Raw genomic sequence first — 13,788 nt, forward strand, 5'->3', positions numbered from 1 at the left:
TTTTTCTACGCGTTGAAAATAAATAAAAAAGTAGAGTCGCTATCGCGATATTTTTTTAATCGGGTTCCCGCACCCGAAGGCGAGATACTTTCTTTTGCTCCGCCAAAAGAAAGTATCCAAAGAAAAGGCGGCCCGGTTGCCGCTGATGTCTTGCGCTCCTCGCATTGGTCGGGGGACGGCAAAAGGGGCTTCCTGCCCCTTTGCCGCCGTGCGGCATCCATGCCGCACCCCTTCGGGCTAGTCCCGACCAATACTGCGGTGCTCGACGCGGCAAACGGGATAAAAACTACGTTACTGCATAACGTCAGGTTATAATTAAAAATACTTACCGGTCAGTATCGTTTTGATTATAGTATACCGACCGGTATAGTTGCAAACCTAACCACCCTTTTTGCGCCTGCCCATGCCCATAAACCTGCAAGAAAAAATCCTGCAAGCCGCTTCGGAACTGTTCTATAGCCAAGGGATCAGGGCGACTGGCGTCGATGCCATCGCCAAAGCCGCCAACACCACCAAGATGAGCCTGTACAAATACTTCCCTTCCAAGGATGAATTGGTGGTGGCTTTCCTGCGCAAACGGGATGAAGATTTTCGGCTGTGGTTTGTCGCCCAGATTGACAGCAAAGCGGACATGCCTAAGGCCAAGTTATTGGCCATTTTCGATGTGGTTAGCGAATGGATGGCTATCCCTGAGTTTCGTGGCTGCGCATTCATCAATGCCGCCGCCGAATTTCCGCTGGAGGGCAATCCCGTGCATCAAGTGTCCGCCGAATTTTATGATAAATTCCGAGGCTATATTGCCGATTTAGCCAGGCAGTGCGGTTCAACACACCCTGAAAGCCTGGCGCTACAGTTGAGCCTGCTGATCGAAGGCGCGATTGTCTCAGAACAAATGAAACGCCGTTCAGGCGCCGCCGACCAAGCCAAGCAAGCCGCCATCCTGTTGATAGCAGGTAGCTTGGACGGCGCCCCCAACACGCCTTTACCCACCCATAACCTACAGGACTAGCGATGAGCACATTTTTCCATGAAGGCAGCCGTAAACTGCAAGACCGCTTCGAAACACGCCCGATGGCCGACCGCCTCGTCGAAGCCATCATCGGCGACCGGATCAGCCCCGAAGACCAGGCGTTTATTGAAGCGCAAAACATGTTTTTCTTCGCCACCGTTGACCAAGAAGGACGCCCCAATTGTTCCTATAAAGGCGGCGGCGTCGGTTTGGTGAAAGTGGTCGATGACCAAACCCTGGCATTTCCGCTTTATGACGGCAGCGGCATGTACCTTTCCGCCGGCAATGTGCTGGTCAACCCGCATGTCAGCCTGCTGTTCGTGGATTTCCAACGGCAAGCCCGCCTGCGTTTTAACGGCGACGCCTTCATACAAGATGATGAGCCTTTGCAAGGCCATTGGCCGGAAGCCCAGCTGGTGTTGCGGGTGAAACTGCGCGAAATGTTCCCCAACTGCCCGCGTTATATCCACAAAATGGCCTTGATTGAAGAATCGGCGTTCGTGCCCAAAGCCCATTGCGAAACCCCGGCACCGGCCTGGAAGCGCCTGGAAGTCGTGGCCGATGTCTTGCCGCCGCGCGATGCGCATTTGGCAGGCCATGAACAGGATGCGGCGGCGGCGTTAAACCGCAAATGACAACAGGGTTCACCATCAGCATTTCCGTTTTTCAACCAAGATAAAGGCCTGCCATCATGGGATTCACGCTCGATAAAGTCGTGCCTTGGGGACGTTCGTATCATGAATACGTCAGCATGTTCGAGCTTAAGGAAGCCGATTTGCAACGCCGCATACTGGGGTGTGGCGACGGCCCCGCCAGCTTCAATGCGGAACTGTCCCGACGCGGCGGGAATATCGTTTCCGTCGATCCGGTTTATGGCTTTAGCGCCGATCAAATCAGGTGCCGTATTGCCGGAACCTATGAAACCGTGATGGCGCAACTGCACCAGAACCACCGCGATTATGTCTGGGACACCATCCCCTCGGTGGAACAACTGGGGCAGATACGGATGTTTGCCATGGAAACGTTTCTCGCAGATTTCGGATCCGGCAAACAGGCGGGGCGATACGTCGCCGGGGAATTGCCGCACTTGCCTTTTGCCGACAAAACCTTTGACATGGCCTTGTCGTCCCATTTCCTGTTTTTGTACAGCGCCCACTTGTCGGCGGATTTTCATATCCGAGCCCTTTTGGACATGTTGCGGGTATCCGATGAAGTGCGCGTGTTCCCCTTATTGGCTTTGGATGGCTTGCCGTCGCCGCATCTCCCGGTCGTTGAAGACCAGCTTGCACAGCAGGGTTTCAGGACAGCGGTCAAACGTGTGCCTTATGAGTTCCAACGGGGCGGCAACGACATGCTAGTCATTAAGCCTGCTTGATTTTAAACATCATCAACCCATTACCGTGATATGGCATTTATATTTGGCTGCGTTATCGCGTCCATAGTCTCCGTCCTGGCGACACGGTCCGGTTTTGATAAGGACAGGGCGTTTTACCCGACGGTGATGGTGGTCATCGCCTCCTATTATGTGCTGTTTGCCGCCATGGTTGGCGCGGCCGGGATTATTGTTGTTGAACTCACGGGGATGCTGCTGTTTGTCGCCCTTGCCGTGCTGGGTTTCAAGCGCAACCTATGACTGGTCGCCGCCTTGTTTGCGCATGGCGTTTTTGATTTATTCCACGGGCAAATGGTCGCCAACCCCGGTGTGCCGCTGTGGTGGCCGATGTTCTGCCTGGCTTATGACGTCACGGCCGCCGCCTACCTGTGTTGGCTGTTGCGCCAAGCACGCCTGACGGCAACAGAAAATTAGCTTGAGATTTTCAAATAGTTAAAAAACATGGCTAAAGCCATCACCTGGCAGGGGCGAACACGCCCCTGGCCTCCCCCTATCACACGCCCGCTAATGCCGCCTCTGACCTCTTCATCCGGAAAAATCCTCCGCTAACCAGCAGCATCGCACGCCAACACTGTCTAAACGCTTGTTGGCCGCACAACAAGCGCACTTGCAAAGCCACTTTCACAAATACTACATATAGTTATTTATTTTAATTAAATACCTATATATTGTGAATTTTATTGACAGAGGGAGATTGCCGGTGTTACCTTAAACCGCATACGGTTCCCACACTTAGGCTTAAGCTGTAAGTTGGGATAAAAGGGAATCCGGTGACCGATCAACTGATAAAGTGGTCTTAAAACCGGAGCTGCCCCCGCAACTGTAATCGGATAGTGTGTCGTCAACCATGCCACTGGGTCGTGAACGCAGACTTGGGAAGGCCGGCCACACGCAATGACCCGAAAGCCAGGAGACCTGCCGTATATTTTGTCAACACGTTTGAGGCGGGGTGTCCTCGGCTGATGGGAAGTCCTGTTTGCGCCGTTTTGTGCCAAGCCGCTTTCCGCCTGCTGGTCTTTAAGATTGGCGTCCGGTCCAGTGCAACAACAACGGTAAACGTTAGCAACTCCAGTTTCCCGCCGCACTTGACATGCCGCGTCTTTTTTGAAGTCATTCCCGCTCCTAATTTTAAGGAGCTATCCATGTACGATACAGACACCACCACCGTGAAGGGCAATGGCCCTTTGAATGCTCCGCCACATTCCAGGCAGCATCTTACAAGCCCTCCCTTACAAGTGGTCCGCCGCAATGGCGCCGCTGTCCCGTTTAATCCTGAAAAAATTTCCATCGCCATAAGCAAGGCGTTTTTAGCTGTCGAGAAAGGCAAAACCGTTTTATCCAGCCGGACGCGAAAACAAATCGCCCTATTGACAGACGTTGTCGTCACCGCCCTGGTGCGTCGGCTCCCTTCCGGCGGCTCGGTGCATATTGAAGATATTCAGGATCAGGTCGAATTGGCCCTGATGCGTTCCGGTGAGCATGATGTGGCAAAAGCCTACGTGCTTTACCGGGAAAAACATGCCGCCGAACGGGCCGGCCAGGCACACGGCACTCCGCAATTGCAGTTCAATATTGATGGCGACAAGCAGCCGTTAGATGCCGCTAAACTGACCGCTTGGGTGTCGCGAGCTTGCCTGGGTTTAGGCGCCGAAGTCAGCCCGAAGGCGGTGGTCGAGCAAGCCGTGCGCGATTGTTATGATGGCATCCCGTTTAACGAAGTCCGGCGCGCCCTAATCCTTTCCGCCCGCAGCCTGATTGAGCGGGAACCGGCTTACAACTACGTCACCGCACGCTTGCTGCTGGATCTGATCCGTGCTGAAGTGCTGGGCGAAAGTGCCGGCCCTGCGGCAATGGCTGGTGCCCCGGAGGGTAAATCCGGCTATGCCGAATATTTCCCGCACACCATCAAGCGGGGTATTGAAGCCGGCTTGTTGGACAAGCGCTTGGCCCAGTTTGATGTGGCCCGGCTCGCTACGGCATTGGTGGCGGAGCGTGATTTCAAATTCGGTTATCTGGGCCTGCAAACCCTTTATGACCGCTATTTTTTACATATCGAGGAACGGCGTATCGAGCTGCCGCAAACCTTTTTCATGCGTGTGGCGATGGGCCTTGCGATTAACGAGATTGACCGTGAAGACCGCGCCATCGAATTTTATAACCTGTTGTCCAACTTCGATTTTATGAGTTCCACCCCCACGTTGTTCAACAGCGGCACGGTGCATTCACAGCTTTCATCCTGCTACCTCTCCACGGTCAGCGACGATCTGGACGGCATTTACCAGGCCATCAAGGAAAACGCCCTATTACAAAAATATGCTGGCGGCATCGGCAACGACTGGACACCGGTACGCGCCCTGGGTTCGCGCATCAAAGGCACCAACGGCAAAAGCCAGGGCGTGATCCCCTTCCTGAAAGTCGCCAACGACACCGCCGTCGCGGTCAACCAGGGCGGCAAGCGCAAGGGTGCAGTCTGTGGCTACCTGGAAACCTGGCATCTGGACATTGAGGAGTTTCTGGACTTGCGCAAGAACACCGGCGACGACCGCCGCCGCACCCACGACATGAACACCGCACACTGGATCCCCGACCTGTTCATGCAGCGTGTCAATGAAAACGGCGAATGGACATTATTCTCGCCCTCGGATGTGCCGGATTTGCACGACAAGTACGGCCATGCGTTCGCCACCGCTTATTGCGGATACGAACGCCGTGCCGATCTCGGTGAAATCAAATTGTTCAAGCGTGTCCCTGCCCTGCAACTGTGGCGCAAGATGCTGTCGATGCTGTTTGAAACCGGCCATCCCTGGATCACCTTCAAGGACGCCTGCAATATCCGTTCGCCACAACAGCATGTCGGCGTGGTGCACAGCTCCAACCTTTGCACCGAGATTACCCTGAACACCTCAGCGACCGAAATCGCCGTGTGCAATTTGGGTTCAGTGAACCTGATGGCGCATTTGCAAAAAGAAAACGGCAACTGGGTACTGGACCAAACCAAGCTCAAAGCCACCATCACCACCGCGATGCGGATGCTGGACAATGTCATTGACATCAATTTCTACGCGGTCGGCAGTGCGCGTAATTCCAACCACCGCCATCGCCCTGTGGGCCTGGGCATCATGGGTTTTCAGGATTGCCTGCATGCCCTGCAACTTCCCTATGCCTCAATGGCGGCCATTGAGTTTGCTGACAACACCATGGAAACCGTGTGCTACCACGCCTATTCGGCTTCAAGCCAGTTAGCGCAAGAACGCGGCGCTTATTCCAGCTTCAAGGGCAGCCTATGGGACCGGGGCATTTTGCCGCTGGACACCTTGGATTTATTGGGCGAGGCACGCGGCGGGCAGGTTGAAGTGGATCGCAACAGCACCCTGGATTGGGGATCGTTAAGGGTCCGTATCCAACAACACGGGATGCGCAACTCCAATTGTGTAGCCATTGCGCCAACGGCCACGATCGCCAATATCGTTGGCGTTTCCGCCAGCATTGAGCCGGACTATCAAAACCTGTACGTAAAATCCAACTTGTCCGGTGAATTTACCGTCGTCAATGAGGCGCTAGTCAAGGATCTTAAAGCCTTGGGTTTATGGGATGAAGTGATGGTGGCGGACCTCAAATATTACGATGGCTCGCTCGCTAAAATAGACCGGATCCCTGACGGGCTAAAGGCGCTTTATGCCACCGCTTTTGAAATTGACCCCACCTGGCTGGTGGAAGCCGCAGCCCGGCGGCAAAAATGGATAGACCAGGCGCAATCGTTAAATCTCTACTTCGCAATCCCCTCCGGCAAAAAGCTGCACGACACCTATCTGCTGGCCTGGCGGCGCGGCCTGAAAACCACTTATTACCTGCGCTCCTTAGGGGCGACATCCGCCGAGAAATCAACGGGGGCAGGCGGTGAACTGAATGCGGTGCCGGCACTGATACCGGAACCCAAACAATGTTTGATCGATGATCCGGGTTGCGAAGCCTGCCAATAACCTAGTACCCAGTCAATGTTGAATTGTCAGTATTATTCGTAGGGACGGGCGGTTGCCCGCCTGACCGCTGCGGATATGGGCACAAGCCATAAAAAAGGCGGACAACCGTCCGCCCCGGATTTAGATTGGCCCGACAAAAAATCAATGACTGGGCACTAGACCGGGTTGGTGCCGTTTCAACCCAACCTTTAACGCCCAATGTGCCGGGTTGCAAAAGGCAGGCAACCCGGCCTGGCCACACTAATAAGGAAGCAACCATGTTGTTATTCGAAGAAGACGTTTTTGTTAAAGAAGATCCGGCCCGGCCAAGTGCGGTTGCAGCACCGGTTTTAGGGCGGGCTGCCGCCAACCAGCCGCCAATATCCGGGCGCATTAATGCCAACGATAAACGCGTGATCAACGGCCAGACCGATGTCAACCAACTGGTGCCGTTCAAATACCATTGGGCCTGGGACAAATACCTGGCGGGCTGCGCCAATCACTGGATGCCGCAGGAAGTCCCGATGAACCGCGACATTGCCCAATGGAAAGACAGCACGGCGCTGACCGAAGACGAACGGCTGGTTGTCAAGCGCAACCTGGGCTTCTTTACCACCGCGGATTCCTTGGCGGCCAACAATATTGTCCTGGGCACTTACCGCCACATCACCGCACCGGAATGCCGCCAATACCTGCTACGCCAAGCCTTTGAGGAAGCCATCCATACCCATGCCTACCAATATATCGTTGAAAGCCTGGGCCTGGATGAGAGCGAAATCTTTAATGCCTACCGGGAAATCCCCAGCATCCGTGATAAGGATAACTTCCTGATTCCGTTCATCAATACCTTGACAAATCCAGCTTTCAGGACTGGCACCTTAGCCGCCGACCAGCAATTATTACGCTCGCTGATCGTGTTCGCCTGCATCATGGAAGGGCTGTTTTTCTATGTGGGTTTTGTGCAAATCCTGGCACTGGGGCGGCAGAACAAAATGCAAGGGGCGGCGGAACAATACCAATACATCCTGCGCGACGAGTCGCTGCATTGCAATTTCGGCGTCGACCTCATTAACACCATCAAGCTAGAAAATCCGCGGTTGTGGACCAACGAGTTCCGCGATGAAATTAAAGGCTTGATGCAGCAGGCCGTGACGCTCGAATACCGTTACGCGGAAGACACGATGCCGCGCGGCGTATTGGGCCTCAATGCCGGTATGTTCAAGGAATACCTGCGCTTCATTGCCAACCGCCGCTGCCAGCAAATAGGTTTGGATGTGCCATATTCAGGAGCCACTAACCCTTTTCCTTGGATGAGTGAAATGATCGACCTCAAGAAAGAAAAAAACTTTTTTGAATCACGGGTGACGGAGTATCAAACAGGCGGGGCGCTTAGCTGGGATTGAGTTAATCCGGCAAGGCTCCCGCCCTCGGGTAGCCCTTCCGATTTTATCCACGCCCTCAACATCGCCGCCCCGCCAAAGGCATGACCGAAATTGCCAAGCAAGCAGGCCTTACCAGAGCCAGCCTTTACAAATCACTGGCAGAGGACGGCAACCCTCGCTTTGAAACGATTGCTAAGATTGTTGAAGGGTTGGGCTTTGAATGGCTTGCTACACAAAAACAAAACTCCTATACTTTTGTATAAACAAACGTATCTACATAGTGAGGGCATAATGACAGTCCAAATACTCAAAAAATGGGGGAATAGCCCAGCCGTGCGGATTCCCGTAGCCATTATGCAATCGGCACAATTAAGCCTAGACCAAGCGGTAGAAGTTCGGTCTGAAGGCGGTCGCATCATCATCGAGCCCGTACAGCCTGTTTATACCTTGGATGCTTTACTCAATGGCATTACCGACATGAATCGGCATGGTGAAGTCGATTTTGGTGGCGCACAAGGACAAGAGCAGCTGTAATGCCCACCCCCTATATTCCCGAAGCGGGCGACATTGTTTGGCTGAACTTTACGCCGCAAACAGGGCATGAACAAGCGGGGCGGCGGCCTGCGGTTGTACTCAGCCCGCAAGCATATAACCATAAAACTGGCTTATTGGTTTACGTGCCTATCACCAACCAAATCAAGGGCTACCCGTTCGAAGTCGTACTTTCTGGCCCGGAAGTCTCTGGCGCGGCATTGGCGGATCAAGTTAAAAGCCTGGATTGGCGATCTCGACAAGCCCAATATAAAGGCCAAATAAGCGGGCAAGAATTACGCGACATCAAAGCCAAAATAGCTGCTTTGCTGGCTCTTGAATGATTACAGTCGCCAAATGCAAACGTTTTAGCGCCAGATGATTGGAGGCTAGTTTCTCGAAACAAACCACCACCAAACCATAAGAATCATGATGGTTTGACTATCGGCGAAACTACCTTATGGGTTAAATCATGATAAATTGTTAATTTCCCAAAGCATTATAATCAGTAAGCCGTTCAGTTTATGGCGGTTTGCTGTTAGTGAAGCAGCCAACGTTTATCCATTCCACAAATAACCATTGCCACATAATCATCATGTTAAAAAGTTACGCCGCGATTTATAAACAAGGTCATTTAGATTGGTTAGATGACGCACCTGAACAAGATAACGTCAAAGTTATTGTGACTTTAGTTGAAACAATCCCTCAAAACTTACCCATGCGGGCGCAGGAAATTTTACAACAAGCGTGGGCATGTATGGAAAAACCACATACCATTCAACAAATTGACAACGATATTGCCCAAATGCGCTCTGAATGGGAATAACCAATGGTCATTGACACCAATATGCTCATTTACTATCTGAATCAACAGCTACCTGAATCCGTTAAGGCGGAGGTTGATGAACATATTTTATCGGGCAGTACCATTTCGATAATCACACGCATTGAGGTTCTAGGCTGGCAAGGACATACCGAGCAATCATTGATTGCTGCCAAGGCTTTGCTGTCACTGTTTGAAGAAATTAATTGGCTATGTCATCGTTAGTTGTTGAAAAAATTTTATGTTCGGCGCAAAGCCTTATTTAATGCGGATTGCGGCTTTCGCTCAAAGCCGCGTCATTTAAGGCTTCCACAATTAACGGTGACATAGCCAATTAATTTGCATCAAGCCATTGCCGATTGCTGTATCCAAATCCGCAAAACCTACCGGATAAAATTACCCGATGCCATTATTGCCGCCACGGCTTTAGTGCAGAAACAAACGTTAATGAGCCGAAACGAGGATGATTTTATTAAAATTGCTGGTGTGATGTTATTTAATCCGTTTGTAATTGAAACTAAATAAAGATGTTCTGGTGGCAATATTTTTTAATTCTAGCGAGGTAGAGTGCAATAACCAAGGGGCATTGAACTGCATGTTGGGAACTTAAACATCCGGCGCATTACGCTATCGCTAATACGCCCTACGCGGGCTAGACAAAATCACTCATCGTCTGAAATTTCGCTAGCATTGCTTTTAATTTCAATCGCTCTTTTAGCTTTTCTTAAAACAATTTCTAGCCAACTTTCTAAGTCATCATAACTTTCTTGACTTAGTTTTTCAGGCCATTCAAAAATCGCATCTCCCTCATCAAGGGTAAAAATTTCCTGTCTCATATTTGGCTTACCTTTTTTAGTTGATCGATTATTTTCAATAGGGGAATCAACTTGTCCAGAAGTTAATGATTTATCATTAACTGTATTATGTAATTCATTGCCTAGGGATACATTTTTATAGGGCTCACCTATTAGATCAAGTCCAGAAAATGAAAGAGTTCCTCTGAATTGCTTCAAAAACCCATCAATAGAATCACTGTTAAATGGAGGAGAATAATCAAATGATAGGTAGTGCCTTAGCGTTTCGTCAGGCGGAATAGAGCCATTATTAGCCTCCCAAATATCAAAATGTACTTTTGGCTGTAGCGCCAGTTCTTTTAGGATTTCACTTTTGTTTGGAACATTGGCAATAATTCTTGCTCCCGAATCCGTTAATTTGATTTTCCGTGCGTCACCCGATCCTTCGTCGGTTATTAAGCCAAATTGTTTAAGTGCTGCCACCATCTGCAAGCCACGACTGCTCCCAGGCTTCATCTCCCAGGCTTTTTCTACTGCTGCTGATACTGGGTATGGATGGCGCTTGGCAAGCTTTTCAAATTTTGTTGCCAAATCTACTGCAGCCCCTAAATCTATTGCAGGGTAATTAGGGCTTCTTGTGCGAGGTGCGTTCATTATATTTTCTCCAATTGATTTATTTATTGTCAATTTTATAGATAAAAAATCAATTGAACAATATTTTTATTGAGATTTAATTGTAGTTATGTACAATAGCATTAAGACAGGGGTCAATAGGCCGCATAGCGCGGTTTAATTCTGTCTAAACGCCACTTAAAAAATGGCAACAAAAAAACCCGCATGACTGTAATTCTCCGGCAAGAGAAGTCATACGGGCTTTGTGTTAAGAAACTACTTAGAGATAAATAGGAGGCAACCAATTTGCTCTTTATAATTTAGGAGCGTAGCGGTTTTAAAACAAGCCAATGTTCGCGCATTGGCTTGGCATGACAAAGGTGAAAAGGGGCATACCCTTTGTCGCCTATAGCCTAGGTTTGTCATCACAGGCAAGTCGATTATAGACGTATCCGAAGCTATTGGAAAGCCAAAACCCCTCCATTATTTTTTGGAGGTTCGTATGTTCTTGTGCGATAAACCAAAGGACGTTTATGTGCGTGAATATACACGCGTCCGCTTTGGGCGTTTAGAGTATGTTTGCCAGCATTACCGTTCTTACCCTAGCTGCTAGGGGTTTAAACTGAGGCCGCCCATTCTTTGGAGGAGGGGCAGCCTCTTTTTGCTTTTACACCATTAATAATGTCTCTTTGGTGTGTTCGCTATTCGCTTTAAAGCCTCGTTAAAGCGCGTAAGTTGGGGTGAGGTACGAACCCAACAATAACTCATCTTGTCCAAATTCGTTGGGATTCGTTCCTCATCCCAACCTACAATCGATTGTTATTGTGTCCTGAGCGGGATAACCCTTCCCCTAATTAAAACTCGTAAGGTGGATTCGCGCTAGCAATCCACCATTTTAGACTACCGATGGCGGTTTGCTAGCGCGAAACCGCCCTACGCTCCTACATCTCTGTACGGTATCGCGCATTCGCATGTTCCCAAGCTACAGCTCTATACTTTTGCCATTCGGGATGCTACGTCGTATTAATGTTATCACTATAAGCACACAGATTGAATTTTATGCAATAAAGGTATAATTTATATACCATGATAACGTTTGAATTCGACGAAACCAAAAGTCAGGCCAACCTTGAAAAACACGGTATTGATTTTATCAACGCACAAGCACTTTGGAATGATCCTATGCTCTTGGAAATTCCTGCAAAAACCGTAGATGAGCCGCGTTATTTGATTATTGGTGTGATTAACCGTAAACATTGGTCTGCGGTGATTACCTATCGGGGTACAAATGTTAGGCTTATTTCTGTCCGTCGCTCACGCACCGAGGAGGTTGCACTGTATGAAAGCTAACGATTTTGAGCAACAATTTGATGAAAATTCTGACCTTACCGCTGCGTTAGATTTATCAAAAGCTAGACGCGTTTTACAAACACAAAAGCGGGTCAATGTGGATTTCCCAACTTGGATGATTGAGTCACTTGATAGGGAAGCCAGTAAATTAGGTGTGACTAGGCAGTCTATTATTAAAGTTTGGTTGGCTGAACGGTTGGAAAAATCAGCGTTGAGCCATCCATCAAGCGGGACTTAAAAACGCGTAAGATGGGCTGAACGAAGGGGGAAGCCCATCAAAACCACACAGTACCTATGGGCTTCGTGCCTCAGCCCATCCTACAATCGATTATTATTAAGCTATCTTTCAAGTGGGATCTAAAAATATGTCGAGATGCTTAATGTGCCTGCTGTTGGTATCGAAAGTGTAACCCGATCTAGGATTTACGAATATCTCCACAATCCAACCTAGAAACCTCCTTAGTCTCCTTCATCCCCAAAGATACCACCAAAGCTAACGCAGCGCACCCGCTCACATAATAAGCAAACCACTCAGGATGCCCGACGCTTTTCAGCCATAAGGCCAGATATTCGGCGGTTCCGCCGAACAGCGCGACGGTGAGCGCATACGGCAAGCCGACACCTAAAGCGCGGATATGTACGGGGAAGAGTTCGGCTTTGACGATGGCGTTGACCGAGGAATAGCCGGAGATAATCAGCAAGGCGCAGATATACCAGATGAGCGCGGAGGCCATGCTTTGTGGTTGCGATAATTGCGCCAGAATCGGGACGGTAAACGCCGTTGCCCCCGCACCAAAAGCAATCAGCATAAAACGCCGCCCGACAAAATCCGAAAGCAAGCCGTACAAAGGTTGGATGGCCATAAACACCAGCAGGGCGATGGCGGAAATCGTGGTGGCGTCGTCTTTACTGAATCCGGTGGTGTTGACTAGGAATTTTTGCATGTACACGGTGAAGGTGTAGTAAGACACCGTGCCGCCCGCGGTGAGCGCGACCACGGTGAGCAATTCTTTCGGGTATTTCAGCAATTCGCGCAGATGGGTATTGCGGCTGGAAAAGGTGTGCTGTTCGACAAACGCGGTGGTTTCCGCCATGTTGCCGCGCAAACCCATGGCAATCACCGCCAACAAACCGCCGATGATAAACGGGATGCGCCAGCCCCATTGGTGTAATTCTTCACTGGTCAACAGCCATTTTTGCAAAACCATCAACAACACCAACGCCAGTAATTGCCCCAAGACAATGGTGACGTATTGGAAGCTGGAGTAATAGCCGCGCCGTTTGCTGTGCGCCATTTCGCTTAAATACGTTGCCGAACTACCGTATTCACCGCCAATGCTGAAACCTTGCAGCATCCGCGCAAACAGCAACAGCGCAGGCGCCCAGCCGCCAATGACGGCATAACCAGGTGTGCAGGCGATAATCAGCGAACCCAAACACATCAAACTGACCGACAACAATAACGCGCTTTTGCGGCCTTTGCGGTCCGCCATGCTGCCGAGCAACCAACCGCCTAAAGGCCGGAAGATAAAGCCCACGGCAAACACGGCGGCGTTGTTCATTAATTGTGCGGTTTGGTCACCTTCTGGGAAGAACGCGGGCGCAAAATACAATGCAAAAGCCGCGTAAATCGCCCAGTCGAAATATTCCACCAAGTTACCGACGGAGCCGCTAAAGATATTGAGCAAACGTTTTTTATGGGTGAGCGGGGGCGTTTGTTGGTTCACGGGTTAGTGGCTCCAGATTTTTGTCGGGTATGGAAATGAGGTAATTGCGGCTTTTAACAGAAGTTATCAGCATATCCCAGGCCATAATTCATATATTGCTTACCCTCGTTCCCAAGCCGGAGCTTCATTGCCATTAAATTAATTAATGAATGAATAAATATTAATATTCATGCGGTTACGGTTGTATTTTTGCGGTGCATATCAATCG

Annotated in this window: 18 protein-coding genes and 1 riboswitch; of the genes, 16 read left to right on the plus strand and 2 right to left on the minus strand. The window is 50.2% G+C overall.

Annotation, left to right across the window (positions count from 1 at the left end):
• The first annotated feature begins 12 nt into the window (after window positions 1-12).
• The 14 genes from METMI_RS27155 (at window position 13) to METMI_RS0118850 (ending at window position 9,622) form a co-directional block, all read left to right on the plus strand.
• Window positions 13-315, plus strand: a complete 303-nt coding sequence (locus METMI_RS27155; protein ID WP_156829895.1) for a hypothetical protein — start codon at window positions 13-15, stop codon at window positions 313-315.
• Window positions 316-403: 88 nt separating this feature from the next.
• A complete protein-coding gene (locus METMI_RS0118790; RefSeq protein WP_019867851.1) occupies window positions 404-1,009 on the plus strand; it encodes a TetR/AcrR family transcriptional regulator in 606 nt (201 codons plus the stop codon).
• Between the two features lie 2 nt (window positions 1,010-1,011).
• Complete coding sequence (locus METMI_RS0118795; RefSeq protein WP_019867852.1) at window positions 1,012-1,644, plus strand: pyridoxamine 5'-phosphate oxidase family protein; 633 nt, start codon at window positions 1,012-1,014, stop codon at window positions 1,642-1,644.
• Window positions 1,645-1,700: 56 nt separating this feature from the next.
• Window positions 1,701-2,384 carry a class I SAM-dependent methyltransferase gene (locus METMI_RS0118800; RefSeq protein ID WP_019867853.1) on the plus strand — a complete coding sequence of 228 codons (684 nt, stop codon included), beginning with the start codon at window positions 1,701-1,703 and terminating at the stop codon, window positions 2,382-2,384.
• 30 nt (window positions 2,385-2,414) lie between these two features.
• Complete coding sequence (locus METMI_RS27955) at window positions 2,415-2,642, plus strand: hypothetical protein (RefSeq protein WP_019867854.1); 228 nt, start codon at window positions 2,415-2,417, stop codon at window positions 2,640-2,642.
• A 12-nt stretch (window positions 2,643-2,654) separates the two neighbouring features.
• Window positions 2,655-2,816: a hypothetical protein gene (locus METMI_RS27960; protein WP_019867855.1), complete on the plus strand. Its 162-nt coding sequence runs from the start codon at window positions 2,655-2,657 to the stop codon at window positions 2,814-2,816.
• 289 nt (window positions 2,817-3,105) lie between these two features.
• Window positions 3,106-3,339, plus strand: a riboswitch (cobalamin riboswitch).
• A gap of 205 nt (window positions 3,340-3,544) precedes the next feature.
• The gene (locus tag METMI_RS0118815) at window positions 3,545-6,382 is read left to right on the plus strand and encodes a ribonucleoside-diphosphate reductase subunit alpha (protein WP_019867857.1); all 2,838 of its coding nucleotides are present in this window, start codon (window positions 3,545-3,547) and stop codon (window positions 6,380-6,382) included.
• 257 nt (window positions 6,383-6,639) lie between these two features.
• Complete coding sequence (locus METMI_RS0118820) at window positions 6,640-7,764, plus strand: ribonucleotide-diphosphate reductase subunit beta (RefSeq protein ID WP_029151805.1); 1,125 nt, start codon at window positions 6,640-6,642, stop codon at window positions 7,762-7,764.
• Between the two features lie 80 nt (window positions 7,765-7,844).
• Complete coding sequence (locus METMI_RS26445) at window positions 7,845-8,006, plus strand: helix-turn-helix domain-containing transcriptional regulator (RefSeq protein ID WP_019867859.1); 162 nt, start codon at window positions 7,845-7,847, stop codon at window positions 8,004-8,006.
• Window positions 8,007-8,034: 28 nt separating this feature from the next.
• Window positions 8,035-8,277, plus strand: coding sequence for an AbrB/MazE/SpoVT family DNA-binding domain-containing protein (locus METMI_RS0118830; RefSeq protein WP_019867860.1), 243 nt, complete (start codon window positions 8,035-8,037; stop codon window positions 8,275-8,277).
• Entirely contained in the window at window positions 8,277-8,618 is a 342-nt protein-coding gene (gene mazF, locus METMI_RS0118835; RefSeq protein ID WP_019867861.1) for an endoribonuclease MazF, read from the plus strand. The genes METMI_RS0118830 and mazF overlap by 1 nt, the downstream gene beginning before the upstream one ends.
• A 251-nt stretch (window positions 8,619-8,869) precedes the next feature.
• The gene (locus METMI_RS0118840; RefSeq protein WP_156829896.1) at window positions 8,870-9,100 is read left to right on the plus strand and encodes a hypothetical protein; all 231 of its coding nucleotides are present in this window, start codon (window positions 8,870-8,872) and stop codon (window positions 9,098-9,100) included.
• 3 nt (window positions 9,101-9,103) lie between these two features.
• Window positions 9,104-9,322, plus strand: coding sequence for a PIN domain-containing protein (locus tag METMI_RS0118845; protein ID WP_019867863.1), 219 nt, complete (start codon window positions 9,104-9,106; stop codon window positions 9,320-9,322).
• Window positions 9,323-9,436: 114 nt separating this feature from the next.
• The gene (locus METMI_RS0118850; protein WP_019867864.1) at window positions 9,437-9,622 is read left to right on the plus strand and encodes a PIN domain-containing protein; all 186 of its coding nucleotides are present in this window, start codon (window positions 9,437-9,439) and stop codon (window positions 9,620-9,622) included.
• 137 nt (window positions 9,623-9,759) lie between these two features.
• Here METMI_RS0118850 and METMI_RS0118855 read toward each other — a convergent pair whose 3' ends face one another.
• On the minus strand, window positions 9,760-10,545 hold the full coding sequence (locus tag METMI_RS0118855; protein ID WP_019867865.1) for a hypothetical protein: 786 nt from the start codon (window positions 10,543-10,545) through the stop codon (window positions 9,760-9,762).
• A gap of 1,044 nt (window positions 10,546-11,589) precedes the next feature.
• Here METMI_RS0118855 and METMI_RS0118865 point away from each other — a divergent pair.
• Together METMI_RS0118865 and brnA are read left to right on the plus strand one after the other, a co-directional pair.
• Window positions 11,590-11,853: a BrnT family toxin gene (locus tag METMI_RS0118865; protein WP_019867866.1), complete on the plus strand. Its 264-nt coding sequence runs from the start codon at window positions 11,590-11,592 to the stop codon at window positions 11,851-11,853.
• A complete protein-coding gene (gene brnA / locus METMI_RS0118870) occupies window positions 11,843-12,091 on the plus strand; it encodes a type II toxin-antitoxin system BrnA family antitoxin (RefSeq protein WP_019867867.1) in 249 nt (82 codons plus the stop codon). The genes METMI_RS0118865 and brnA overlap by 11 nt, the downstream gene beginning before the upstream one ends.
• A gap of 178 nt (window positions 12,092-12,269) precedes the next feature.
• Here brnA and METMI_RS0118875 read toward each other — a convergent pair whose 3' ends face one another.
• Window positions 12,270-13,580: an MFS transporter gene (locus METMI_RS0118875; RefSeq protein WP_019867868.1), complete on the minus strand. Its 1,311-nt coding sequence runs from the start codon at window positions 13,578-13,580 to the stop codon at window positions 12,270-12,272.
• Between the last annotated feature and the right edge of the window lie 208 nt (window positions 13,581-13,788).

It is taken from the genome of Methylovulum miyakonense HT12 (assembly GCF_000384075.1).
Classification (GTDB): Bacteria; Pseudomonadota; Gammaproteobacteria; order Methylococcales; family Methylomonadaceae; genus Methylovulum; species Methylovulum miyakonense.

Bases quoted from the DNA above. Each gene is read 5' to 3' on its own strand.
- METMI_RS0118790 (WP_019867851.1), top strand. From the start codon at position 404: ATGCCCATAAACCTGCAAGAAAAAATCCTGCAAGCCGCTTCGGAACTG.
- METMI_RS0118795 (WP_019867852.1), top strand. From the start codon at position 1,012: ATGAGCACATTTTTCCATGAAGGCAGCCGTAAACTGCAAGACCGCTTC.
- METMI_RS0118800 (WP_019867853.1), top strand. From the start codon at position 1,701: ATGGGATTCACGCTCGATAAAGTCGTGCCTTGGGGACGTTCGTATCAT.
- METMI_RS27955 (WP_019867854.1), top strand. From the start codon at position 2,415: ATGGCATTTATATTTGGCTGCGTTATCGCGTCCATAGTCTCCGTCCTG.
- METMI_RS0118815 (WP_019867857.1), top strand. From the start codon at position 3,545: ATGTACGATACAGACACCACCACCGTGAAGGGCAATGGCCCTTTGAAT.
- METMI_RS0118820 (WP_029151805.1), top strand. From the start codon at position 6,640: ATGTTGTTATTCGAAGAAGACGTTTTTGTTAAAGAAGATCCGGCCCGG.
- METMI_RS26445 (WP_019867859.1), top strand. From the start codon at position 7,845: ATGACCGAAATTGCCAAGCAAGCAGGCCTTACCAGAGCCAGCCTTTAC.
- METMI_RS0118830 (WP_019867860.1), top strand. From the start codon at position 8,035: ATGACAGTCCAAATACTCAAAAAATGGGGGAATAGCCCAGCCGTGCGG.
- mazF (WP_019867861.1), top strand. From the start codon at position 8,277: ATGCCCACCCCCTATATTCCCGAAGCGGGCGACATTGTTTGGCTGAAC.
- METMI_RS0118840 (WP_156829896.1), top strand. From the start codon at position 8,870: ATGTTAAAAAGTTACGCCGCGATTTATAAACAAGGTCATTTAGATTGG.
- METMI_RS0118845 (WP_019867863.1), top strand. From the start codon at position 9,104: ATGGTCATTGACACCAATATGCTCATTTACTATCTGAATCAACAGCTA.
- METMI_RS0118855 (WP_019867865.1), bottom strand. From the start codon at position 10,545: ATGAACGCACCTCGCACAAGAAGCCCTAATTACCCTGCAATAGATTTA.
- METMI_RS0118865 (WP_019867866.1), top strand. From the start codon at position 11,590: ATGATAACGTTTGAATTCGACGAAACCAAAAGTCAGGCCAACCTTGAA.
- brnA (WP_019867867.1), top strand. From the start codon at position 11,843: ATGAAAGCTAACGATTTTGAGCAACAATTTGATGAAAATTCTGACCTT.